This is a genomic window from Streptomyces sp. NPDC057617 (genome assembly GCF_042800555.1).
Taxonomy (GTDB): Bacteria; Actinomycetota; Actinomycetes; order Streptomycetales; family Streptomycetaceae; genus Streptomyces.
On record NZ_JBHVGV010000018.1, the window covers coordinates 12,590 to 35,371 of the forward strand.

A 22,782-nucleotide genomic window follows, 5' to 3' on the forward strand; every position below is an offset into this window, starting at 1 on the left:
CGGCACCCCCAACAGGGTGCCGCCCTCCGGCATGTTCAGTGTGCGGTGTGCGTATGCGGTTTTTTCAGTGTGCGGTGTGCGTGGGACCTACGGCCCTACTTGCGCATGACCTCGGGCTCATGGCGGCGCAGCAGCCGCGACACCGCGAACCCGCAGACCACGCCGATGAAGAGCAGGATCCCGATGTTCATCCCCCACTGGCTCGCCGAGTGTTCCCACAGCGGGTCCAGATTGGTGGGGTTGTCCTGGTCCCACGGCGGCATCAGATGCGCGAGATCGAGGGTCGCGCCGGCGCCCGCGATGGCCCAGCGGGACGGCATCAGCCAGGCGAACTGCTCCAGCCCCGGCGAGTCGTACACCTGGAAGAGGATGCCGGTGAAGACGACCTGGACGATCGCGAACATGACCAGCAGCGGCATCGTCTTCTCGGCGGTCTTCACCAGCGAGGAGATGACCAGGCCGAACATCATCGAGGTGAAGCCCAGGGCGATCACGACCAGGCAGATCTCGACGGCGGGCGGCATGATCAGGCCCTCTTCGGGCAGCGCCCGGGTGGCGAAGCCGATACCGCAGATGATGACGCCCTGGATGGCCGTGATCACTCCGAGCGTGATCACCTTGGACATCAGATAGGCGGAACGTGACAGACCGGTGGCCCGTTCCCGTTCGTAGATCACCCGTTCCTTGATCAGTTCTCGTACGGAGTTGGCCGCGCCCGAGAAACACATGCCGACCGCGAGGATCAGCATGATGGTGCCCGCGTCACCATTGAACCTGGACGGCGCCTCCGGCGGGCCGAGGCCGAACTTCGCCGGAATGACGACGCTGACCACACCGAGCACGGCGGGCAGGACCACCATCAGCGCCATGAAGCCCTTGTCGGACGCGATCACCGCGGCATAGCGGCGGATCAGCGTCAGCAACTGGGCAACCCAGCTCTGCGGCTTCGGCGGGCGCATCTGCTGCGGCGGCGGCATGTGTACGGACTGCGCGGCGACGGCGTCGATGTCCGCCGCGTACATCTGGTAGTGCTGCGAGCCGCGCCAGCGGCCCGCCCAGTCGTAGTCGCGGTAGCTCTCGAAGGCGGAGAACACATCGGCCCAGGTGGTGTAGCCGAAGAAGTTGAGGGCCTCCTCGGGCGGGCCGAAGTACGCCACGGAACCGCCGGGGGCCATCACCAGCAGCTTGTCGCAGAGCGCCAGTTCGGCCACGGAGTGGGTGACGACCAGGACCGTACGGCCGTCGTCGGCGAGGCCGCGCAGAAGCTGCATGACATCGCGGTCCATGCCCGGGTCCAGACCGGAGGTCGGCTCGTCCAGGAAGATCAGCGACGGCTTGGTGAGCAGCTCCAGGGCCACGGAGACACGCTTGCGCTGGCCACCGGAGAGCGAGGTGATCTTCTTGCCCTTGTGGATGTCGAGCTTCAGCTCGCGCAGCACCTCGTCGATACGGGCCTCGCGCTCGGCCTCGGCGGTGTCGCCGGGGAAGCGGAGCTTGGCCGCGTACTTGAGCGCCTTTCTGACGGTCAGCTCCTTGTGCAGGATGTCGTCCTGCGGGACCAGACCGATGCGCTGGCGCAGCTCGGCGAACTGCTTGTACAGATTGCGGTTGTCGTAGAGGACATCGCCCTGGTCGGCCGGGCGGTAGCCGGTGAGCGCCTTGAGCAGCGTCGACTTGCCGGAGCCGGACGGGCCGATGACGGCGATCAGCGACTTCTCGGGGACACCGAAGGAGACGTCCTTGAGGATCTGCTTGCCGCCGTCGACCGTCACCGTGAGATGGCGGGCGGAGAAGGAGACCTCACCGGTGTCGACGAACTCTTCGAGCCGGTCGCCGACCAGCCGGAACGTCGAGTGGCCGACGCCGACGATGTCGTTCGGGCCGATGAGTACGGTGCCGGACTTGGCGATCGGCTGGCCGTTGACATAGGTGCCGTTGTGGGAGCCGAGGTCATGGATCTCGAAGCGGCCGTCGGGGGTCGCGGTGAACTCGGCGTGCAGGCGCGAGACCTGGAGGTCCGCGACGACGAGTTCGTTCTCCAGCGCGCGGCCGATGCGCATCACGCGGCCGAGGGCGACCTGGTGGAAGGTGGTCGGGCTGCGGTCCCCGTACACCGGCGGGGCCCCCGCGGCACCGCCGGAAACCGGGGACTGCTGCGGAAAGGCGGCGGGGCCGCCGCCCTGGTGCGGGCCCTGCTGGTGCGGCACCTGGCCGTGCTGCTGGGGCGACGGCTGCTGCTGCCAGCCCTGCTGCTGCACGGGGACCTGCTGGCCGGGTATCTGCTGCTGGGGTACGGGCTGCTGCTGCGCGGGTGCCTGCTGCGGCCAGCCCTGCTGGGCGCCCTGGGCCTGGGCGGGTGCCTGCCCGCTGTACGCGCCCGCGCCCGCCGCTCCGCCGCTGAGGCTCAGCCGGGGTCCGTCGGTGGCGTTGCCGAGATGGACCGCCGAGCCGGGACCGATGTCCGACTGGTGAATGCGCCGGCCTTGCACATAGGTGCCGTTGGTGCTGCCGTGGTCCTCGATGACCCAGCCCTGGCCGTTCCAGCTCAGGGTGGCGTGGCGCCACGAGACCCTGGCGTCGTCGATCACGAGGTCGCCCTGCGGATCACGGCCGAGGGTGTATGACCTGGAGGGATCGAGCGTCCAGGTCCTTCCGTTCAATTCCAGTACGAGTTCCGGCACTCCATGCCCCACTTGTTGTCCCCCGGTTGCCCCCGTCGCAGGGAGTCTAGGGATGGCGAACATCGTGGGGAACTATTTCAGGCTCGCTCCGGTCTTTGAAAGCCGGGCCTCGTGAACGCCTGCCACAAGCGCGTAACAGCGTGCGGAGGAAGGACCGTTGACGCGGAAGAAAGGTACCCGGAGAGTGGTAACCGCGTATGAGTGCCCACGGATCATGCGCGAATACGAGGAACAGCCATAAGACGGGCACAACCATCGGGGGGCGGGGGACCTTGATGAACGCGCGGGGCAGCGGCGGTGTCCGCTGGATGGATGTGCTGGTGGCCTCGCTCGCGGCCGTGAGCTGGGCACTGGTCGGGATGGCGGGTGTCGCGGCGCTCGGGCTGCACCTTCTGGAGGCCGATACGGCGGGCTCGTTGGGGCCGATGACCGCGGCGGTGGTGGTACTGGGGGCGGGCGGTTCGGTCACGCCTTCCGGTGATGTGTCCGTGTACGGTCTGGACGGCGCGGAGGCGCAGACCGCGGTCGACTTCACGCCACTGGGTGTGGGGCTCACGGGGGCGCTGATTCTCGCGTTCTTCTTTCTGCGGTCGCTGCGGCGCGCGGGCGCGTATGTGTCCGTCGCCGAACTCGCCGTACGGGCCGGGACGGTGGCCGTACTGTTCGTCGGTCTGGTCGGCGGGCTGGCGTGGGCGGGGCGCGATGTCATCACCGTCGACGGCAGCGGACTGGAGCTCGGCCAGGTGCCCGGCCTGGGCGGTGACGGCTCCGGGATCGGCGGGATCGAGGTGCCGGGCCTCGGGGAAGTGGGCGATATCCCGGGCATCGGGGGGCTGTTGCCCGACCGGGTCGGCGATCTGGTCGACGCGCAGGCGACCGTGGGGTTCCGGGTGGACACCGCCGATTCGCTGACGGGCGCACTGGTCTGGGTGCTCGGCGTACTGGCCGTCGCCCTGCTGGTCTCCGGGCGTGCGCCCCTGCCGCGCGGCTGGGACCGGGCGCGCCGAATCGTACAGCCGGCAACGTCCGCGCTGGTCACGGTGGTGCTGGTGGCGGTCCTCGCGGGGCTGGCGGCCGCAGCGTACGCGGCGCTCGGCGACGACCAGCCCCGGCGGATCGCGGGCGCGGCGCTGCTCGCGGCGCCGAACGGGGTGTGGCTGGGGATTCCGCTCGGCCTGTTCGTGCCCTGGGACGGCAGCGCGTCGGGGTCGCTGACCACGGTGCTTCCCGACCCGCTCGACAAGGTGCTGCGCCCCTCGGGCGGTGAGCCGCTGACGGTCGGCGGGCTCGCCGAGCTGGACGGACGGATCTGGCTGCTGGTGGTGGCCGTCACGGTGATGATGCTCTGCGCGGGGGTGCTGGCGGGGGTCCGTACCGTACGAGCCGATCCGGACGCGGCCCGACGGGGTGCCGGAGCGTTCGCCGGGCGGTGCGCTCTGCGGCTCGGGGTGGTCACGGCGCTCACCCTGCCGGTCCTGGTGTGGCTCACGGAGGTCTCCGCCAACGCTTCGGTGTCGGTGCTCGGGATCGACGCGTTCGAAGCGGGCCTCGAACTGCACGGCCGGGCCGGTACGGCGCTGCTCCTCGGCGCGGTCTGGGGCGCGGGGGCGGGCGCGGCGGGAGCGCTGCTCGCGTACGCGGCGCGGAAGGGGACGGTTACGGCGGGCCTTTCGGCGGATACGGGCCCGGGCCCGGCGGGCTTCGCGGGTACGGACGGGCTCACCGTGGACGCGGACGGCCTCCCCGTAGAAACGCGTACGGAGCCGGCAGATGCGCGTACGGAACCGACCCCCGCGCCGGGACCGTATACACCGTCAACGCCGTACCGACCACCCAACCCCGATACGAACCCGTATCTGCGCATCCCGAAGGACGAGGGCGGAGCGCGGGGTGGGAACCTTCCGGAGGGATAGGTCCTGTCCGGCGGATCTTCGGGGATCCCACCGGACGGAGCCTGGGCCGGGCCGCTTTTCCCGGGGTCGCCGAGAGGCGATCGCTGCCCGAGACTGGAACGGCTGGCACCCCTGTCCGGAACTCGGACGGCCGGTCGAGCCCCACGCCCTGCCCGATACGGTGGAACCACCATGAGCGCATCGCAGCCCCCTCGGACCGCCGACGTCCGCACTCTTCTCGTCAAGATCTTCGGGAAGGACCGTCCCGGGATCACCGCAGGCCTCTTCGACACCCTCGCCGCCTACTCCGTCGACGTGATCGACATCGAGCAGGTCGTCACCCGCGGCCGTATCGTCCTCTGCGCGCTGATCACCGCACCGGCCGGCAAGGGTGCCGCCGAGGGCGAACTGCGCGCGACTGTCCACTCCTGGGCCGAATCGCTCAAGCTCCAGGCCGAGATCATCTCCGGTACGGGCGACAACCGGCCGCGCGGCAGCGGCCGTTCGCATGTCACCGTGCTGGGCAACCCGCTGACCGCTGAGTCGACCTCGGCCATAGCGGCCTGTATCACCACGGCAGGCGGCAATATCGACCGGATCTTCCGGCTGGCGAAATACCCGGTCACCGCCGTGGAGTTCGCGGTGTCCGGGGTGGAGACCGAACCGCTGCGCACCGCGCTGGCCACCGAGGGCGCGGAGATCGGGGTGGATGTCGCGGTCGTCTCGGCCGGACTGCACCGCCGGGCGCAGCGGCTGGTGGTCATGGATGTGGACTCGACCCTGATCCAGGACGAGGTCATCGAACTCTTCGCGGCCCACGCGGGCTGTGAGGCCGAGGTCGCCGAGGTGACCTCCCGGGCGATGCTCGGGGAGCTGGACTTCGAGCAGTCCCTGCACGCGCGGGTGGCGCTGCTCGCCGGTCTGGACGCGTCGGTGGTGGAGAAGGTACGGGCCGAGATCCGGCTCACTCCCGGCGCGCGCACCCTGATCCGTACGCTCAAGCGCCTCGGCTACCAAGTCGGGGTGGTCTCCGGGGGATTCACCCAGGTTACCGATGCGCTTCAGGAGCAGCTCGGGCTGGACTTCGCCTCCGCCAACACCCTGGAGATCGTCGACGGCAGGCTCACCGGGCGGGTGGTGGGCGAGATCGTGGACCGCGCGGGCAAGGCCAGGCTGCTGCGCCGGTTCGCCGCCGAGGCGGGGGTGCCGCTGGCGCAGACCGTGGCGATCGGCGACGGCGCCAACGATCTGGACATGCTGAACGCGGCGGGGCTGGGGGTCGCCTTCAACGCGAAGCCGGTGGTCCGCAAGGCGGCCCATACGGCGGTGAACGTACCGTTCCTGGACACGGTCCTGTATCTGCTGGGCATCACCCGCGAAGAGGTCGAGGCCGCGGACTGCGACGACTGACCGCCACTTCACTTCACGAACCAGGGCCCCGGCGGCGAGTCCGCGCCGGGGTCCTTTGCTGTACGGGGCGGTTGTACGGGGCGGTCGCGCTGCTGTTTCGTGTACGGAGCGGCCGCGCTGCTGTACGGAGGGGTCACGCCGGATCCGGTGGCGGGCCGGATCCGGTGGCGGGTCAGCCGCGCGGGGTCCAGAAGTCGACGAGCCTGCCCACGCCGTGCTCCACCGACTTCCAGCTTCCGTTGAACGTGATCACGGCCAGGGAGGCGGTGGGGAATCCGCTCCGGGTCATTCTGCCGATGGTGTCGCCCTCGGCCTCGCCGGACAGGGCGTCCGCGAGCGCGTGCATACCGGGGTTGTGCCCGATCAGGATCAGATCGTTCACATCGTCGGACGTCTCGTTGACCAGGGCGAAGAGATCGCCGAGGGTGGCGTCGTACAGCCGGTCCTCGTAGACGGTCCGGGGCCGCACCGGCAGCTCGTGCACCGCGAGCTTCCAGGTCTCCCGGGTCCTGGCGGCGGTCGAGCAGAGAGCCAGATCGGCGACGAGCCCGCTGCCGGCGATCCTGCGCCCGGCGATGGAGGCATCCGCCCGGCCCCGGTCGGCGAGCGGCCGCTCATGGTCGGGCACATCGGGCCAGTCCGCCTTCGCATGCCGGAGGACGACGATCCTGCGAGGTGTATCGACGCTCATGCATCCCAGCTTCGCATGAAATGCGCCAGCGGGCAGAGGGTGTTGACGGGCTGCCCCGGCACGGGTGAACGGTGCTGGCGACTGCTCGCCGTCACCCCACCAGGGTCAGATGGATCTGCTCCAGAATGCGCCCGACCCCCGGATCACCCGCGGCGGCCCGCGCCGGTCCGGAGCCGGACATCAGCAGCAGCAACGCGAAGGCGAGAGCGGGCAGCGCGACGGACCACCACGGCAGCCGTATCTCAATCCGCTCGGAGGAAACACGGGGATGGGACCGGGGGTGCGTGGGGACCGGCATGGCCGCCTCCGTGGGTCTGCGGTTTCTGTTACCGCAGAATCTACGGACCGGTCGCCCTCCCCCACATCCGGCGACCCACCCAGTCAACCCTGACCCTGCCCCCCTAGGGGACCCTGGTGCTAGCCCCCTGGCAAAATCAAGCACGTCCGGCGATTAAGGACAAAACGGCCACAGGACGGCCCCGGTGACCTACGCAGCCGCGCCCACCACACGTCACGGCGACGCAATCGACGCGATGATGCCGATGAGCACCAGGATGCCGACAATCGTGCCGAACACGATCAGCAGCGTCCGCTGGCCGTTCTGAGGATTCGGGTCAAGGACTGGCATGACCTCAGTCTCCCACCCCCGCCTCCTCCTCGATCGTCCGGTCCCGCCCCGCGATCACACCCGCCGCCATCTGCGGCACCAGAAACCCCGCCATCAACGCGATCGGCAGCCCCCAGCCGCCCGTGTGCTGGTACAGCACACCCACCAGCAGCGGCCCAGGGATCGAGATCAGATACCCGGTGCTCTGGGCGAACGCGGAGAGCCGTACGACCCCCGCGCCCGACCTCGACCGCATGCCGATCATGGTGAGGGCGAGCGGGAAGGAGCAGTTCGAGACGCCCAGCAGCGCCGCCCACAGCCACGCGCCCGCGGCCGGCGCGAAGTACAGCCCCGCGAACGCGGTCAGCCCGCAGATGCCGAGACCGACGACCATCGGCCCCTGGTTCTTCATCCGGGCCGCCGTGCGCGGGATCACAAAGGCCAGCGGCACCCCCATCACCATGGTCACGGCGAGCAGCAGCCCCGCCGTACTCGCCGGGACCCCCGCGTCGCGGAAGACCTGCGGCATCCAGCCCATGGTGATGTACGCGCCGGCGGCCTGGAGGCCGAAGAAACAGGCGAGCGCCCAGGCCGTACGGCTGCGCCCGAGCCGGAGCCCCGGAACCGCCCCGCCCCGCCCACCGGCGGAAGCCCCGCCTGCCGCGGCCCCCGCCGCCCCCGCAGACCCCGTCCTCGTGCCCCGGTCCCGTACCAGCCCCAGCCACGGCAGTACCGCCACCACCGCCGGCACCGCCCAGATCGCGAGCCCCAGCCGCCAACTGCCGCCCAGCGCCTCGGTCATGGGAACGGTCGCCGCGGCGGCGAAGGCGGTGCCGAGCGCCAGGGCCATCGAGTACAGCCCGGTCATCGTGCCGACCCGGTCGGGAAAGTACCGCTTGACGATCACCGGCATCAGCACATTGCTGACCGCGATCCCCATCAGCGCGAGCGCGCTCGCCGCGAGGAAGCCGGCCGTACCGCCCGCGAACGGCCGGACCAGCAGCCCCGCCGTAATGGCGACCATGCCGGCGCAGACGACGGCGCCAGGACCGTACCGCCGGGCCAGCCGCGGCGCGGTGAAGCCGAAGACGGCGAAGCAGAAGGGCGGTACGGAGGTGAGGACACCGGCGACGCTGCCGCTCATGCCCAGCCCGTCCCGTACCTCTTCGAGCAGCGCGCCGAGACTGGTGATGGCGGGGCGGAGATTGAGCGCGGCCAGGACGACCCCGAGGACGAGGAGCCAAGTGAGCCGGGCCGTCGCGGACGGTGCGGGAGAATTGCCGGATGAAGGTGCGGTCGCGGATGTGGATGCGGATACAGATGCGGGCGCCGATGCGGCGGACTGCTTCAGGACCTTCGGGTGCGTCTGCGTGTACGTGCGCGTCGGTATCTGCGGCTGCGGCTCATCAGGCATGGCGCCATCATAGAATCATAGGATGATTGATCGTCCAGTCGCCCGGCACCCCCTTTGATGCGTCTCACGCCCCGCTCACTCCCCCTTTCCGCCCTCTCCACACGATTGGGAGCATCATGGCGCTCACCTCTCCCCGGCGTTCCGCGCTCTCCGACCAGGTGATCACCGAGCTGCGGAGCCAGATCACCTCGGGCGAATGGCCGGTGGGTTCCCGTATCCCCACCGAGCCCGAGCTGGTGGAGCAGTTGGGGGTGGCCCGTAACACCGTCCGCGAGGCGGTCCGCGCGCTCGCCCACAACGGGCTCCTGGACATCCGGCAGGGCTCGGGAACATATGTCATCGCGACCAGCGAACTGGCCGGGGTCATGCACCGCCGGTTCGCCGACGCCGACCGGCGCGACATCGCCGAGGTGCGCTCCACTCTGGAGTCCTCAGCCGCCAGAATGGCCGCCGAGCGCCGTACGGAACGGGATCTGCGCCAACTGGAGACCCTGCTAGCCCGGCGCGAGGAGGCCTGGGCCGCCGGATACCTGGAACGTTTCGTCGCAGCCGACTCGACCCTCCATATGGCGGTCGTCTCGGCCTCGCACAACGATGTGCTGACCGCCCTGTACGCGGACCTCAACCATCTTCTGCGCGACTGGCTCCGCGACGACGTGGGCCAGGAGCTGCGCCCGGAGAACCATATGGACCACGCGCGTCTGGTGGCCGCGATCCGGGCGGGCGACGCGGAGACGGCGGGCACCGAGGCGGCCAGTTACACCCTGCACTGCCTGGGAGAACGGGTCTGAGCGCAACCGCTCGCACAGCGGCGGGGTCGCTCGCGCCACAGCGGCGGGTTCGCCCACAGCAGCGGGTTCGCTCGCACAGCGGCGGGACGCCTCAGGACGCCAGGCGCTCATGGGTGATCCACACCTCGCGGATCTCCTTCCAGCACCATTCGACGAATTCCGTGTACCCGGCCGGGGCGATCTCCACCGGGGCGCTGTCCGTGTCGATGTCCCACCAGCGCTCGCACTCGACATGCAGCCTGACCCGGTCGGTCTCGGGATACGGATTGTGGCAGGAGGCGGTGGCGCGGGAGCCCTTGGTGTCCGTACGGCAGGTGGCGCCGAACCGGCTGGTACGGCCGTGCTCCGCGCCCCGGTTTTCCACGCCCTCGTGCTCCTCCAGCGCCCGGCGCTTCTCGTACTCCGGCCCTTCGCGCTCCGCGCCCCCGCCGGGTGGTGCGTACACCTCGGCCTCGGTGGGCATATGGCCGCCCCGTGTCTCCGCACAGACGACCAGGCCGCCCGCGATAAGGAGGGCCACGGCGAGCGGAACCGTACGGCGGGCGGTACGGCGGGCGATATGGCGGTGCGGCCAACGCATCGCACACACCTCCTCGCCGGACCGGAATGCCCCGGTCTGTGTGCTCAGTGTGCGGCCAGTCGCCTCTCTTCTCGAATCGAACGGACACGGTCCGTCACGCACGGAAGCCGCGTGCCCGTCGCTGTGACGGTCACGCGGCTTCCAATACGTACAGCTTCCGGATCCGTACAGGCTGCGTACGGGCCGGTCAGGCGCCCATCATGTGCACGCCGCCGTCGACATGCACGATCTCGCCGGTCGTCTTCGGGAAGAAGTCCGACAGCAGTCCGACGATGCCGCGGCCCGTCGGCTCCGGGTCGGACAGGTCCCAGCCGATCGGCGCGCGGTGGTTCCACACATCCGCCAGCTCCTCGAAGCCGGGGATGGACTTGGCCGCCATGGACTTGAGCGGACCGGCCGAGACCAGGTTGCAGCGGATGTTCCGCGCGCCCAGGTCACGGGCGAGATAGCGGTTGGTGGATTCCAGCGCCGCCTTGGCGACACCCATCCAGTCGTACTTGGGCCAGGCGACCTGCGCGTCGAAGGTGAGGCCGACCACCGAGCCGCCGCGCTCCATCAGCGGCAGACAGGCCATGGTGAGCGACTTCAGGGAGTACGCCGAGACATGCACCGCGGTCGAGACGTCCTCCCAGCTTCCCTCCAGGAAGTTGAAGGCGCCCTGCGGTCCGAAGGCGATCGAGTGCACGATGCCGTCGAGTCCGGCACCGGCCTCGCCCTGGTGCTCCCGGATCCGGTCGGCGAGCCGGTCCAGGTGCTCCTGGTTGGTGACGTCCAGCTCGATGACCGGGACGGGCTTGGGCAGCCGCTTGGCGATGCGCTCGACAAGGGTGAGCCGGCCGAAGCCGGTGAGGATGACCTCGGCGCCCTCCTCCTGTGCCACCTTGGCGGCGTGGAAGGCGATGGAGCCCTCGGTGAGGACACCCGTGACGAGAATGCGCTTGCCGGCGAGGATTCCGCTCATGTGATCAGTGACCCATGCCCAATCCGCCGTCAACGGGAATGACGGCTCCAGTGATGTACGAGGCGTCGTCGGAGGCGAGGAACCGCACGGTCGCGGCGATCTCCTCCGGCTGCGCGTAGCGGCCGAGCGGCACCTGCGCCACGATGCCCGCGCGCTGCTCGTCGGTGAGGACCTTGGTCATGTCGGTGTCGACGAAGCCCGGCGCCACGACATTGAAGGTGATGTTCCGGGAGCCCAGCTCGCGGGCGAGGGAGCGGGCGAAGCCGACCAGACCGGCCTTGGACGCGGCGTAGTTCGCCTGTCCCGCCGAGCCGAGCAGCCCGACCACCGAGGAGATCAGGACGACCCGGCCCTTCTTGGCGCGGAGCATGGCGCGGTTGGCGCGCTTGACGACCCGGAAGGTGCCGGTGAGGTTGGTGTCGAGGACGGAGGTGAAGTCCTCCTCGGACATCCGCATCAGCAACTGGTCCTTGGTGACACCGGCGTTGGCCACCAGCACCTCCACGGGACCGTGCTTCTCCTCGATCTCCTTGTAGGCCTGCTCCACCTGCTCGGCATCGGTGATGTCGCAGCGGACCGCCAGGCAGCCCAGCTCCATCAGGGCCGCCGGCGGCTCGCCGGAGCGGTGGGTGACGGCGACCTTGTCGCCGTTTTCGGCGAAGGCACGGGCGATGGCGAGGCCGATGCCCCGGTTTCCTCCGGTGACGAGAACCGAGCGGCTCAACGGATCAGCCTTTCCTTGGCGGTCTGGTACATCGAAAACCTATCGGTCCCACCCCGCCCCCGCAGAATCGAGCCCCCACAGCACCCCACGACGCTCCCTGTCGGATCCCTACAGAAAAGCGTCCATCTCAGCGACCCCCGCCCTCACGCCAAAGCGAGCGGCGCGGCCACGGAACGGTGCGACAGTTCCAGCAGCAGATCGCCCACGGTGGCATCGCTCCCCAGCCCGAGGTCCGACACCGGTACGGTCCCGGGAAGGGCCCGGGACGCGATACCGAGCAGTTCCAGCCCTTTGTCGCCCCGTACGGCAAGGAGGGCCGACGCGTCGTCGGGCGCGATCTGTTCCAGTACGGCACTGAGCCGGTCCTGCACCACCGCGCACACGACGGTCAGTCTGTCGGGCTCGCTGCGGGGCAGCGTGGCGATTGTCTGCAGCACTTGAGGGTGATGCAGAGCATCTTGGAGGGCACGCATCACCTCGGCGCGCTCGACCTGCCATTCGTCCTGAGCGCACAGCAGCTTGACCATCGGCATGCCCTCGTCGAGGGCGTGCTGCCACTGGGGCAGCATGAGATCGATAAGAAGGGCTTCCTCACGGAGCGGAGCGGCCGTGCCGTCGCCGACGCCGATCAACTCCAGCCAGGCGTTCACCTCCGCCCAGCGCCAGACGAGTGACCGGCCGACGGCCCCTTCGGGCTCGGGGAACGGGCTGTCCGCCCGGCGCTCGCCGGTCACCCATTGGAGTACGTTCTGCCGACTGCGGCCGGTCCGCTCGGCGATGTCCGGAACTCCGACCAGCTCCGGGTCCAGCCGGAGCACCCGAAGCGCGGGGAGCGACCGGCGAAGGCGGGCGATCAGGCGGTGCGCGGCTTCGACTACGTTGTCACCGGCCCCTGCGACATCCAGAAGATGCCGGTCACGATGGCGGGTCAGCAGGCCGTCGAACTCATCGAAAATTACACCGACGGCCGTCTCGTCATCGACGCTGATCCCATCCACGACGAAGAGAAACTCGTACTCCATGTGTCTCACTCCCCCTTAGAGCGTGCCCCTACGGACCCATGCGCCAGGGTTCCCCGCCCCTCAGAGGCAGAGTTACCCAGTGCCGGTACGTTGTCAAACGACAACACCCCCGCCGAAGGCACGGCGCGGGTCCTCGTCCGGCAAGGGGCAGAGAGCGGCCCGTGCGACGATCCGCCGGGCCGCGCGCCCGGCGTTCTGAGGCGTGCCGGGCACGGGAATGGTGAGGCAAGGCCTTTCACACGGGCAGTACAGACGCCCCCAGTGGCCTTCCTTGCGCAGAGTCCATCCCTGTGCCACGAGCCGCTCGAGGACCAGCCGGACTTCCTTCTTCTGGTGATCCCCGGCCGACAGCTCGCGCCCGACCATGCACGCCCTCCCAAGTACCCCACCGACACGAGTAGTTGACTGTCAACTCCGTGTGACACACGACAGTACCCCCGGGGTGTGACAATCGGCGAAACCGCACGTCGACACGGCAAACCGGGCGGGGAGGCAGGAGACGGGCCGCATGATGGGGCGCGGGCCGGGGCGGGTCAGGGGCGGAGAGGGGCGCCCGGGTGCCCGACCTCGTCGAACATCCGGTCGAGGTCGGCCCGTGCCGTACCGAACACCGCGTTCCAGTCATCCAGCGACGCGGCGTACGACCCGTAGGAGGTACTCCTTTCGGTTGAGGGGGTCGTGGTCCGTGCGGGCGCGGGACGGGGGCGGGCCTGTGACCTGCTGGTAGTGGTCGAAGGCGGATTCCAGGACGCCCTCGCCGCTCGTCAGCGTCGGCAGCCGCTGCTCCAGTTCGTGCACCTGCGCCGCCGGGATCTCGCCCTCCAGGAGGTACGAGGAACCGTACGTCGACGGTGTTCGCGGTACGGCGCGCAGCCGGGCCAGGACGGGCAGGACCGAGCCGTACACATCAGTAGGCAGCTCCAGCCGGAAGCGGTGCATCGGCTCGTACACCACCGTGCCGGCCTGCTTGAGCGCGCTCATCAGGACCAGGGGCGTCAGACTGCGGAAGTCCGCGCCGGTGCTCGACATGCTCTTGTCGAAGACGGCATGGGCATGGCTCTGCCGCGGCGCGTAGCCGGAGCGCGTCAGGGTGACCACGCAGTCGATGACCTGCCATCCATGGATGCCTTGGAGCAGTGTCTGCCTGACGGTTTCCTCGATGGCTTTGAGGAACGCGAGGGGCAGGGAGCCGAGTTCGATCTCCCGCCGGAACTCCACACCGCTGCCAGGGGGCGCGGGCTCGACGCGCAGCCCAATGGTCGCGAGAAACGGATTGGGGTCCTTGCCCATGATTTCGACGGCCTCGCCCGAACCCACCGGCCGTTCCACACAGATGGTCGTGGTCTCGCGGAAGGTGACATCGACGCCGAAATCGTCCGCCAGGGTCGCCTGGATGACCTCTTTCTGTACTTCTCCATAAAGAGATACGGAGATCTCCTGGCGGATCGCGTCCTGCCGGAGGTTGATCAGCGGGTCCTGCTCGACGAGTTGGGCGAGCGCCTCGTGCAACGCGCCCTTGTCGGCGGGGTGGCAGGGGACGACGACCGTCTCCAGTGTGGGCGGGGCGAAGTGCCGCTGCCCGGACGGCACCTGGGTCTGCGCGGATCCGGTCGGGTCGCCCGCGTCGACGGCGGCTGTGGCGTCCATGGCATCACCGGCATCACCGATCGTGTCGCCGATCCTGATGTCGCCGAGCCCGCGCAGCAGGCCGATCCGCCCCGCCTCCACCGACCCGCGGGAGACCGCCGCGCCCTGGTCGAAGACGCTGATCGCGGTGACCTTCCCCTCGCCTCCTGAACCGTCCGCGCCTCCCTCGCCGCCCGCGCCGTCCCGCCGGAAAGGCAGCTTGTCGCGGGTCCGTACCGTCCCCGAGACCATACGGACGTACGCGATCTTCTCGCCCGCCGGGCCGCGTTCGATCTTGAAGACCGTGCCGGCGACGGGTCCCTCCGTATCGCGTTGGCTCGCGGGCAGCAACTCGGTGATACCGCCGGTCAGTTCGTCCACGCCCGCGCCGGTGATGGCCGAGCCGAAATACACCGGATGCACCAGTGCCCGCCGGGTCTGCGCGGCGAGTTCGCTCCGGAGCCTGCGATACGGAAGCGGAGTCCCGTCGTCCAGATACGCGGCCATCAGAGCGTCGTCGTGGTCCGCGAGCACCTCGGCCAGTCCGGCGGTGAAGGCGCTGTCGTTCTCGCCGTACGGGGTGAATCCGGCGCCGCGCGCACCGAGACCGTACGCCACCCCCATCGGGACGATCGCCGGGCTCAGCCGTTCGGACACCGCGCGGAGCACACGGTCGTCGTGCGCGCCCCCGCGGTCGATCTTGTTCACGAAAATGAGGGTGGGGATTCGCAGCCGCCGCAGCGTCCGCATGAGGACGCGGGTCTGCGCCTGCACACCCTCGACGGCGGAGATCACCAGCACCGCCCCGTCGAGCACATTCAGGACGCGCTCCACCTCGGCGATGAAATCCGGGTGTCCCGGCGTATCGATCAGATTGACCGTGACGCCGTCCACGACGAACGACACGACGGCCGATTTGATCGTGATGCCGCGCCGGCGTTCCAGCGCCAGGGAATCGGTCTGGGTACTGCCGTCATCGACGCTGCCGATCTCGTCGATGACACCGGCGGCGTGCAGCAGCCGCTCGGTCAGGCTGGTCTTACCGGCGTCGACATGCGCCAGGATTCCGAGGTTCAGTGTTCGCACGAAGCGTCAGGTCCTCTGCGTAGGTGGCAATTTCCCGCTGAGTGGACACAGACGTTCCGCGCATGACGATCTCCTTGATCCATCCGGTTACTGCCCGGGAGTACAGCAGACGGTGGCACCGGGTGCAACCGGTTTGTCCACAGGCGCGGCGGGGCCCCGCGCCCGCATGATTCACTGCGGACACATGACCCACAGGTGCATGACCCACAGGTGTGAGAAGGGGAGGCCGACGTGCCCCATGAGGTAGATCAGTCGTTCCTGGCACTGCCGCTGCGGGCGCTCGCCGATGCCGCGCTCGCGCGGGCGCGGGCGCTCGGCGCCGAGCACGCGGACTTCCGGTTCGAGCGGGTGCGCGGCGCGTCCTGGCGGCTGCGGGACGGGAAGCCCGCCGGGTCGTCGGACACCACGGATCTGGGGTACGCGGTCCGGGTGGTGCACGCAGGCGCCTGGGGCTTCGCATCCGGGGTCGATCTGACGATGGACGCGGCGGCGCGGGTCGCGGGGCAGGCCGTGGCGATGGCGAAGCTCTCCGCGAAGGTGATCTCGGCCGCCGGTTCTGACGAGCGCGTCGAGCTGGCGGAGGAGCCGGTGCACGCGGAGAAGACCTGGGTGTCGGCGTACGAGATCGATCCGTTCACGATGCCGGACGAGGAGAAGAGCGGGCTGCTCGCCGACTGGAGCGGACGGCTGCTGCGCGCGGAGGGCGTGGCGCATGTGGACGCGTCGCTGCTGACCGTCCATGAGAACAAGTTCTATGCGGACACGGCCGGTACGGTCACCACGCAGCAGCGGGTCCGGCTGCATCCGCAGCTCACGGCCGTCGCGGTCGACGGTGAGAGCGGCGAGTTCGACTCGATGCGTACGATCGCGCCGCCGGCCGGCCGGGGCTGGGAGTATCTGACCGGCACGGGCTGGGACTGGGACGCCGAGCTGGAGCGGATCCCCGGGCTGCTCGCCGAGAAAATGCGGGCGCCCAGCGTCGAGGCGGGGACGTACGACCTGGTGGTCGATCCGTCCAATCTCTGGCTGACCATCCATGAGTCGATCGGCCACGCCACCGAGCTGGACCGGGCGCTGGGGTACGAGGCGGCGTACGCGGGGACGTCGTTCGCGACGTTCGACCAGCTCGGGAAGCTGGCGTACGGCTCCTCGGTGATGAATGTGACGGGCGACAGGACCGCGGAGCACGGCCTGGCCACGATCGGGTACGACGACGAGGGCGTGCAGGCGCAGTCGTGGGACCTGGTCAAGGACGGCACGCTCGTCGGCTATCAGCTCGACCGGCGGATCGCGAAGCTCACCGGGCTCGGCCGCTCCAACGGCTGCGCGTACGCGGACTCGCCCGGCCATGTGCCCGTTCAGCGCATGGCGAATGTGTCGCTGCGGCCGGATCCCGGCGGGTTGAGCACGGAGGATCTGATCGGCGGGGTGGAGCGCGGGATCTATGTGGTCGGCGACCGGTCGTGGTCGATCGACATGCAGCGCTACAACTTCCAGTTCACGGGGCAGCGGTTCTTCCGTATCGAGAACGGGCGGCTGGCGGGCCAGCTCCGCGATGTCGCGTACCAGGCGACGACGACGGACTTCTGGGGCTCGATGGAGGCGGTCGGCGGACCGCAGACGTATGTGCTGGGCGGCGCCTTCAACTGCGGCAAAGCCCAGCCGGGCCAGGTGGCGGCGGTCTCCCACGGCTGCCCCTCCGCCCTGTTCCGCGGCGTCAACATCCTCAACACCACGCAGGAGGCCGGACGATGAGCACGAGCCGTATCAGCAAGCCGCATGAGATCGTCGAGCGCGCTCTTGAACTGTCCACCGCGGACGGCTGCGTGGTCATCGCCGACGAGCAGTCCTCCGCCAATCTGCGCTGGGCGGGCAACGCGCTCACCACCAACGGGGTCACCCGGGGCAGGACCCTGACCGTCATCGCGACCGTCGACGGCACCCAGGGCACCGCGTCCGGTGTGGTGTCGCGTGCCGCCGTCACCGCCGACGATCTGGAGCCGCTGGTCCGGGCCGCCGAGGCCGCCGCGCGCGGGGCGGGGCCCGCCGAGGACGCCCAGCCGCTGGTCGGCACGGACCAGGCAGGGCCGGCGTCGGGGGACTTCACGGACGCGCCCGCCGAGACGACCTCCGCCGTCTTCGCGGACTTCGCCCCGGCGCTCGGCGAGTCCTTCGCCCGCGCCCGCGCCGGCGGCCGTGAGCTGTACGGCTTCGCCAACCACGAGCTGACCTCGACCTATCTCGGTACGTCCACCGGGGTACGGCTGCGCCACGACCAGCCCAACGGCACGCTGGAGCTGAACGCCAAGTCGCCCGACCGCACCCGCTCCGCCTGGGCGGGCCGCGCCACCCGTGATTTCAAGGATGTGGACCCGGCGGTCCTGGACGCCGAGCTGGCGCAGCGGCTGGCCTGGGCCGAGCGGAAGATCGATCTGCCCGCGGGGCGGTACGAAACGCTGCTGCCGTCGACCGCCGTGGCCGACCTGCTGATCTACCAGCTCTGGTCCTCCACCGCCCGGGACGCGGCCGAGGGCCGTACGGTCTTCTCGCGCCCCGGCGGCGGCACCCGTCTCGGCGAGAAGCTGTCCGAGCTGCCGCTCACGCTCCGCAGCGATCCGAACGAGCCGGGTCTGGAGTCCGCGCCGTTCGTGGTCGCGCACGCCTCCGGGGACGACGCCTCGGTCTTTGACAACGGTCTGCCGCTGACGGCGACGGACTGGGTACGTGACGGCGAGCTGGCGCATCTGATCACCACCCGGCACACCGCCGCCCTGACCGGCCTCCCGGTCGCGCCGGGCACCGGCAATCTGATGCTGGAGGGCGGCGGCGAGCGGTCGCTGGAGGAGATGGTCGCGGCGACCGCGCGCGGGCTGCTGCTCACCTGCCTCTGGTACATCCGCGAGGTCGATCCGGCGACGCTGCTGCTCACGGGCCTGACCAGGGACGGTGTCTATCTCGTCGAGAACGGCGAGGTCGTGGGTGAGGTGAACAACTTCAGGTTCAACGAGTCGCCGGTCGATCTGCTGTCGCGGGCCGCCGAGGCCGGGCGTACGGAGAAGACGCTGCCGCGCGAGTGGGGCGACTGGTTCACCCGGGCCGCGATGCCCCCGCTGCGCATTCCCGATTTCAATATGAGCTCGGTCAGCCGGGGCGTATGACGCCTGGGCCGGATAACGCCTGGACGGCGCCCATAGACTGGTGGTCAGCCATATGGCCGCCCAGGACCGTATGACCACCGAGGATCACCCGAGGAGAGACACAACCGTGACGGACATCGTCGACGAGCTGAAGTGGCGCGGGCTGTTCGCCCAGTCCACTGACGAGGACGCTTTGCGCAAGGCGCTCGCGGACGGTCCCGTCACGTTCTATTGCGGCTTCGATCCCACCGCGCCCAGTCTGCATGTGGGGCATCTTGTGCAGGTGCTGACCGTACGCAGGCTCCAGCAGGCCGGGCACCGGCCGCTGGCGCTGGTGGGCGGGGCCACCGGCCAGATCGGCGACCCCCGGCCCACCGCCGAGCGGACGCTGAACGACCCGGAGACGGTCGCGGGCTGGGTGCGGCGGCTGCGGGCCCAGATCGAGCCGTACCTCTCGTTCGAGGGCCCGAACGCCGCGACCATGGTCAACAACCTGGACTGGACCGCGGGCATGTCCGCGATCGAGTTCCTCCGGGACATCGGCAAGCACTTCCGGGTGAACAAGATGCTCACCAAGGACTCCATCGCCCGCAGGCTGGAGTCGGACGAGGGCATCAGCTACACCGAGTTCAGCTACCAGTTGCTCCAGAGCATGGACTTCCTGGAGCTGTACCGGCGGTACGGCTGTGTCCTCCAGCAGGGCGGCAGCGACCAGTGGGGCAATCTCACCGCTGGTCTCGACCTGATTCACCGCCTGGAGCCGGGGGCCACGGTGCACGCGCTGGCCACCCCGCTGATGACCAAGGCGGACGGCACCAAGTTCGGCAAGACGGAGGGCGGGGCGGTCTGGCTGGACCCGGAGATGACCACGCCGTACGCGTTCTACCAGTTCTGGCTGAATGTGGACGACCGTGACATCTCCTCGTACAGCCGCATCCTCAGCTTCAGGAGCCGCACGGAGCTGGAGGAGCTGGAGCTGATCACCGCGGAGCGTCCGCAGGCCCGCGCGGCCCAGCGGGCGCTGGCGGAGGAGCTGACGACGCTCGTCCATGGCGCGGACCAGTGCGCGGCGGTCGTCGCGGCGTCCCGGGCGCTGTTCGGCCAGGGGGAGCTGACGGAGCTGGACGAGGCGACGCTCAGCGCGGCGCTCTCCGAGGTGCCGCGCGCGAAGGTCGCCGAGCTGGGACCGGTGGCAGATCTGTTCGCCGAGACCGGTCTCGTACCGAGCAAGTCGGCGGCCCGCCGTACGGTCAAGGAGGGCGGGGCGTACGTGAACAACGCAAAGGTCGCCGACGCGGACTCCGTACCGGACCCAGCGGACCTGCTGCACGGCCGCTGGCTGGTGCTGCGGCGGGGCAAGAAGAACCTGGCCGCGGTCGAGGTCGCGGCGGGCTGACCCGTAGCGGCGGCTGCCCCGGACCGGCAGTCGGAAGGGCCCAGGACCGGCGGCCGGGCACACGCGAGGCGAGACGGCGTGTGCCCGGCCGCGGCCGTTCCACCGCCCGGTCCCCCCGGCCTCGGCTTCACAGGCTCGGCTTCACATGCGTCGGCGCGGGCCGCTGGCCCGTCTGCCGCGGAGCGTGTTCCAGAGCCGCTCGCACACAAGGACCACCAGGATCGCGCCGACGAGCTGGAGGACGTGGCGGGTCCAGTCGATGCCCCTGGTCTCGGCGACCCCCAGCCAGCCGGCCGCCCCGTTGCCGAGCATGCCGCCGAGAATGCCGCAGAGGGCTGTCAGCCAGAGGGGGATGCGCTGTCTGCCGGGGATGACCGCCCTGGCGATCAGCCCGAGCACCAGCCCCACAATGATCGCCCACAACCAGTTCATCGTCGCCTCCCGGAGCGGCGCACTCACGCATGTGCGCTCAGTCTGTGCCGGTCGCCCATACGGCGCATGTCGGACGGCTCCGTACGTGGCCCGGCAGCGCGGCCCGGCAAGGACCATCAGACGGGACCAATCGGGCGGGATGGGGAGTGACCCGCTCTCGTGGCCGCGGACGTCCCGGCGTACCGTGGTGCGGGTCCGGTCCAGGGCCGCCCGGTCACATCCGGCCCGGGCCCGGCCGGGGTGAGCTTCGGGGAGAGTCCGGCACAGAATCGGATGGTGGAACGTGATGCGGAAGCGGAGCGGTACCGAGGTCTTCCGGATTACGGGAGCCCGGCAGGGTCTCGCCGAGGATGTGCGCGGCCGGCAGCGCCGTTATGTGATCTCGATGTCCATTCGGACACTCGCGGTGATCGCCACCGTGGCCCTGTGGAATGTGGAACGGCCGGTGGCCATTGTGACGCTCGTGGTGGGCACACTGCTGCCGTATGTAGCCGTCGTGATCGCCAACGCGGGCCGGGAGAACGCCCCTTCACTGCCCAAGACGCTGGTGACCGCCCAGCCGCGGCCGATGATCGCGCCGCCGTCGCGGCCTTCCGGACCTGTTGTAACGGAATCCGGAGCGGAGGCGACGGCCGCCGAAACGCGTGAGAATTGATCTCAAGCGGTCCGCAAAGCTCAAGAAAAGCTCAGATCAATCGTGAAGTTCCGGTGCACGGCACCCCATTGCCCGTGACATACTTTGTAGGCGCTCCGCATCCCCCGTCGGAGCGACGGACCGACGCCGGGCAGCTCCCCCCGTGGCTGCTCGGCGTCGCCATTTCCGGTTACCGGACGTGTCCTAGGGTGGTCGGGTGAACTCCCCCGCCGAACCCGATTCCGCCGAAGCCCCGGTCTGCTCCGCGAAGGGCTGCCGGGCGCCCGCCGTCTGGGTCCTCGCCTGGAACAATCCCAAGCTCCATACCCCGGAGCGCCGTAAGACCTGGCTGGCGTGCGACGAGCACCGTGAGCATCTCTCCTCGTTCCTCGGTATGCGCGACTTTCTCAAGGAAGTGGTCGAACTGGCCGAGTGGCAGCGCCGGTCGGCCCCGGATTCCCCCGATCGCTGACTCCGCCGTTGGGCCGCCGGCTCAGCCCCCGATCGCCGACATCGGACGGTCGGGCTGCAGGAACGACGGATCGTCCAGACCGGAACCGGCTTTCTTCCCCCACATCGCCAGCCGCCAGATCCTGGCGATCTCCTCGTCGGGCGCGCCGGAGCGCAGCGCGCCCCTCAGATCCGTCTCCTCCCGGGCGAACAGACACGTGCGCACCTGTCCGTCGGCGGTCAGCCGCGTACGGTCACAGGCGCGGCAGAACGGGCGGGTGACGGAGGCGATCACGCCGACGCGGTGCGGTCCGCCGTCCACGATCCAGCGCTCAGCGGGCGCCGTGCCGCGGGCCCCCTCGCCCTCGGGGGTCAGCCGGAAGCGCGTACGCAGCGAGTCCAGAATCTCACCGGCCGTGATCATGCTGTCGCGCTTCCAGCCGTGCTGGGCGTCGAGAGGCATCTGCTCGATGAAGCGCAGCTCGTACCCCTCCTCGATGGCCCAGGCGAGCAGTTCGGGGGCTTCGTCGCCGTTGAGGCCCGGCATCAGAACCGAATTGATCTTCACAGGGGTCAGCCCGACGTCCCGGGCCGCGCGCAGTCCGTCGATCACATCCTTGTGCCGGTCACGACGGGTGAGGGCCTTGAAAACCTCGGGCCGCAGGGTGTCGAGCGAGATATTGACCCGGTCCAGACCCGCGGCCTTCAGCGCGGCGGCGGTGCGCTTGAGACCGAGGCCATTGGTGGTCAGCGACATCCGGGGCCGTGGCTCCAGCGCGGCGCACCGCTCGACGATCCCGACGAGACCGGGTCTGACCAGCGGCTCCCCGCCGGTGAAGCGGACTTCGTCGACACCCAGCCGGGTGACGGCGATATGCACGAGACGGACGATCTCGTCATCACTGAGCAGATCCGACTTGCCCAGCCATTGCAGCCCTTCCTCGGGCATACAGTACGTACACCGCAGATTGCACCGGTCGGTGAGCGAAACACGCAGGTCAGTCGCCACGCGGCCGTAAGTGTCAATGAGCACTGCGGGCCCCTCCCTGTGATCGGATCCGACACCGTCGAGACTACGTCAGACCACTGACAACGCCAGAGGGACATTTGCGCCCGGGCATTGGCGGGGAACGTCGGGGAACGGCACGAAACGGCGCGGGGGCGTCTTGAGGGCCTTCCAAAAGCCCCCGAAAAAGGGGTTCACCAAGAGTGTTTTGCCCCCCCCCCCCACCCACTTTGCCCACACCT

At 69.6% G+C, this 22,782-nt stretch carries 20 protein-coding genes; 8 read left to right on the forward strand and 12 right to left on the reverse strand.

What is annotated here, in order from left to right; translation table 11 throughout:
* Positions 1–95: 95 nt before the first annotated feature.
* A complete protein-coding gene (locus tag ACFU9P_RS31900) occupies positions 96–2,693 on the reverse strand; it encodes an FHA domain-containing protein (protein ID WP_384087602.1) in 2,598 nt (865 codons plus the stop codon).
* A 263-nt stretch (positions 2,694–2,956) separates the two neighbouring features.
* On the opposite strand from ACFU9P_RS31900, the gene ACFU9P_RS31905 reads away from it, so the two are divergent.
* Both ACFU9P_RS31905 and serB read left to right on the forward strand, forming a co-directional pair.
* On the forward strand, positions 2,957–4,594 hold the full coding sequence (locus tag ACFU9P_RS31905; protein ID WP_384087605.1) for a streptophobe family protein: 1,638 nt from the start codon (positions 2,957–2,959) through the stop codon (positions 4,592–4,594).
* Between the two features lie 171 nt (positions 4,595–4,765).
* Positions 4,766–5,983 (forward strand): phosphoserine phosphatase SerB, encoded by a 1,218-nt coding sequence (gene serB, locus ACFU9P_RS31910; RefSeq protein WP_384087608.1) that lies wholly within the window; start codon positions 4,766–4,768, stop codon positions 5,981–5,983.
* A 172-nt stretch (positions 5,984–6,155) separates the two neighbouring features.
* Here the strand turns inward: serB and ACFU9P_RS31915 are convergent, their stop codons facing one another.
* The 4 genes from ACFU9P_RS31915 to ACFU9P_RS31930 form a co-directional block, all read right to left on the reverse strand.
* Positions 6,156–6,674: a histidine phosphatase family protein gene (locus ACFU9P_RS31915; protein WP_376382523.1), complete on the reverse strand. Its 519-nt coding sequence runs from the start codon at positions 6,672–6,674 to the stop codon at positions 6,156–6,158.
* 91 nt (positions 6,675–6,765) lie between these two features.
* Positions 6,766–6,972: a hypothetical protein gene (locus tag ACFU9P_RS31920; protein WP_376382525.1), complete on the reverse strand. Its 207-nt coding sequence runs from the start codon at positions 6,970–6,972 to the stop codon at positions 6,766–6,768.
* 213 nt (positions 6,973–7,185) lie between these two features.
* Positions 7,186–7,302, reverse strand: a complete 117-nt coding sequence (locus tag ACFU9P_RS31925; RefSeq protein WP_376382527.1) for an SGM_5486 family transporter-associated protein — start codon at positions 7,300–7,302, stop codon at positions 7,186–7,188.
* A 4-nt stretch (positions 7,303–7,306) separates the two neighbouring features.
* Positions 7,307–8,695, reverse strand: coding sequence for a CynX/NimT family MFS transporter (locus ACFU9P_RS31930; RefSeq protein ID WP_384087613.1), 1,389 nt, complete (start codon positions 8,693–8,695; stop codon positions 7,307–7,309).
* A 116-nt stretch (positions 8,696–8,811) separates the two neighbouring features.
* Here ACFU9P_RS31930 and ACFU9P_RS31935 point away from each other — a divergent pair, with 116 nt between their 5' ends.
* Positions 8,812–9,486, forward strand: coding sequence for a FadR/GntR family transcriptional regulator (locus ACFU9P_RS31935; RefSeq protein WP_384087616.1), 675 nt, complete (start codon positions 8,812–8,814; stop codon positions 9,484–9,486).
* Positions 9,487–9,577: 91 nt separating this feature from the next.
* Here the strand turns inward: ACFU9P_RS31935 and ACFU9P_RS31940 are convergent, their stop codons facing one another.
* The 5 genes from ACFU9P_RS31940 to ACFU9P_RS31960 all read right to left on the reverse strand — a co-directional run bounded on the left by ACFU9P_RS31940 (position 9,578) and on the right by ACFU9P_RS31960 (position 15,485).
* Entirely contained in the window at positions 9,578–10,066 is a 489-nt protein-coding gene (locus ACFU9P_RS31940) for a hypothetical protein (RefSeq protein ID WP_376382533.1), read from the reverse strand.
* Positions 10,067–10,253: 187 nt separating this feature from the next.
* Complete coding sequence (gene fabI, locus ACFU9P_RS31945) at positions 10,254–11,027, reverse strand: enoyl-ACP reductase FabI (RefSeq protein ID WP_376382535.1); 774 nt, start codon at positions 11,025–11,027, stop codon at positions 10,254–10,256.
* A gap of 4 nt (positions 11,028–11,031) precedes the next feature.
* A complete protein-coding gene (gene fabG, locus ACFU9P_RS31950; RefSeq protein ID WP_376382537.1) occupies positions 11,032–11,751 on the reverse strand; it encodes a 3-oxoacyl-[acyl-carrier-protein] reductase in 720 nt (239 codons plus the stop codon).
* A 143-nt stretch (positions 11,752–11,894) separates the two neighbouring features.
* Positions 11,895–12,773 carry a helix-turn-helix transcriptional regulator gene (locus ACFU9P_RS31955; RefSeq protein ID WP_384087621.1) on the reverse strand — a complete coding sequence of 293 codons (879 nt, stop codon included), beginning with the start codon at positions 12,771–12,773 and terminating at the stop codon, positions 11,895–11,897.
* A 621-nt stretch (positions 12,774–13,394) separates the two neighbouring features.
* Positions 13,395–15,485: a GTP-binding protein gene (locus tag ACFU9P_RS31960; RefSeq protein ID WP_384087624.1), complete on the reverse strand. Its 2,091-nt coding sequence runs from the start codon at positions 15,483–15,485 to the stop codon at positions 13,395–13,397.
* Between the two features lie 231 nt (positions 15,486–15,716).
* On the opposite strand from ACFU9P_RS31960, the gene ACFU9P_RS31965 reads away from it, so the two are divergent.
* From ACFU9P_RS31965 to tyrS, 3 genes are all read left to right on the forward strand, one after another.
* Positions 15,717–17,240, forward strand: coding sequence for a TldD/PmbA family protein (locus tag ACFU9P_RS31965; RefSeq protein ID WP_384087627.1), 1,524 nt, complete (start codon positions 15,717–15,719; stop codon positions 17,238–17,240).
* Entirely contained in the window at positions 17,237–18,643 is a 1,407-nt protein-coding gene (locus tag ACFU9P_RS31970) for a metallopeptidase TldD-related protein (RefSeq protein ID WP_384087630.1), read from the forward strand. The genes ACFU9P_RS31965 and ACFU9P_RS31970 overlap by 4 nt, the downstream gene beginning before the upstream one ends.
* Positions 18,644–18,749: 106 nt before the next feature.
* Positions 18,750–20,018 carry a tyrosine--tRNA ligase gene (gene tyrS / locus ACFU9P_RS31975; RefSeq protein WP_384087633.1) on the forward strand — a complete coding sequence of 423 codons (1,269 nt, stop codon included), beginning with the start codon at positions 18,750–18,752 and terminating at the stop codon, positions 20,016–20,018.
* Between the two features lie 141 nt (positions 20,019–20,159).
* Here the strand turns inward: tyrS and ACFU9P_RS31980 are convergent, their stop codons facing one another.
* Positions 20,160–20,450, reverse strand: a complete 291-nt coding sequence (locus tag ACFU9P_RS31980) for a GlsB/YeaQ/YmgE family stress response membrane protein (RefSeq protein ID WP_376382549.1) — start codon at positions 20,448–20,450, stop codon at positions 20,160–20,162.
* 286 nt (positions 20,451–20,736) lie between these two features.
* Here ACFU9P_RS31980 and ACFU9P_RS31985 point away from each other — a divergent pair, with 286 nt between their 5' ends.
* Both ACFU9P_RS31985 and ACFU9P_RS31990 read left to right on the forward strand, forming a co-directional pair.
* Entirely contained in the window at positions 20,737–21,105 is a 369-nt protein-coding gene (locus ACFU9P_RS31985; protein ID WP_376382551.1) for a DUF3099 domain-containing protein, read from the forward strand.
* 196 nt (positions 21,106–21,301) lie between these two features.
* Positions 21,302–21,556 (forward strand): hypothetical protein, encoded by a 255-nt coding sequence (locus ACFU9P_RS31990; RefSeq protein ID WP_384087638.1) that lies wholly within the window; start codon positions 21,302–21,304, stop codon positions 21,554–21,556.
* Between the two features lie 21 nt (positions 21,557–21,577).
* Here the strand turns inward: ACFU9P_RS31990 and moaA are convergent, their stop codons facing one another.
* Positions 21,578–22,567 (reverse strand): GTP 3',8-cyclase MoaA, encoded by a 990-nt coding sequence (moaA, locus tag ACFU9P_RS31995; protein WP_376382555.1) that lies wholly within the window; start codon positions 22,565–22,567, stop codon positions 21,578–21,580.
* Between the last annotated feature and the right edge of the window lie 215 nt (positions 22,568–22,782).

Coding starts and splice junctions, on each gene's coding strand:
- ACFU9P_RS31930 (WP_384087613.1), bottom strand. CDS start 8,695: ATGCCTGATGAGCCGCAGCCGCAGATACCGACGCGCACGTACACGCAG.
- ACFU9P_RS31940 (WP_376382533.1), bottom strand. CDS start 10,066: ATGCGTTGGCCGCACCGCCATATCGCCCGCCGTACCGCCCGCCGTACG.
- ACFU9P_RS31955 (WP_384087621.1), bottom strand. CDS start 12,773: ATGGAGTACGAGTTTCTCTTCGTCGTGGATGGGATCAGCGTCGATGAC.
- ACFU9P_RS31985 (WP_376382551.1), top strand. CDS start 20,737: ATGCGGAAGCGGAGCGGTACCGAGGTCTTCCGGATTACGGGAGCCCGG.
- ACFU9P_RS31970 (WP_384087630.1), top strand. CDS start 17,237: ATGAGCACGAGCCGTATCAGCAAGCCGCATGAGATCGTCGAGCGCGCT.
- ACFU9P_RS31935 (WP_384087616.1), top strand. CDS start 8,812: ATGGCGCTCACCTCTCCCCGGCGTTCCGCGCTCTCCGACCAGGTGATC.
- ACFU9P_RS31915 (WP_376382523.1), bottom strand. CDS start 6,674: ATGAGCGTCGATACACCTCGCAGGATCGTCGTCCTCCGGCATGCGAAG.
- ACFU9P_RS31925 (WP_376382527.1), bottom strand. CDS start 7,302: ATGCCAGTCCTTGACCCGAATCCTCAGAACGGCCAGCGGACGCTGCTG.
- ACFU9P_RS31905 (WP_384087605.1), top strand. CDS start 2,957: ATGAACGCGCGGGGCAGCGGCGGTGTCCGCTGGATGGATGTGCTGGTG.
- ACFU9P_RS31920 (WP_376382525.1), bottom strand. CDS start 6,972: ATGCCGGTCCCCACGCACCCCCGGTCCCATCCCCGTGTTTCCTCCGAG.
- ACFU9P_RS31980 (WP_376382549.1), bottom strand. CDS start 20,450: ATGAACTGGTTGTGGGCGATCATTGTGGGGCTGGTGCTCGGGCTGATC.
- fabI (WP_376382535.1), bottom strand. CDS start 11,027: ATGAGCGGAATCCTCGCCGGCAAGCGCATTCTCGTCACGGGTGTCCTC.
- serB (WP_384087608.1), top strand. CDS start 4,766: ATGAGCGCATCGCAGCCCCCTCGGACCGCCGACGTCCGCACTCTTCTC.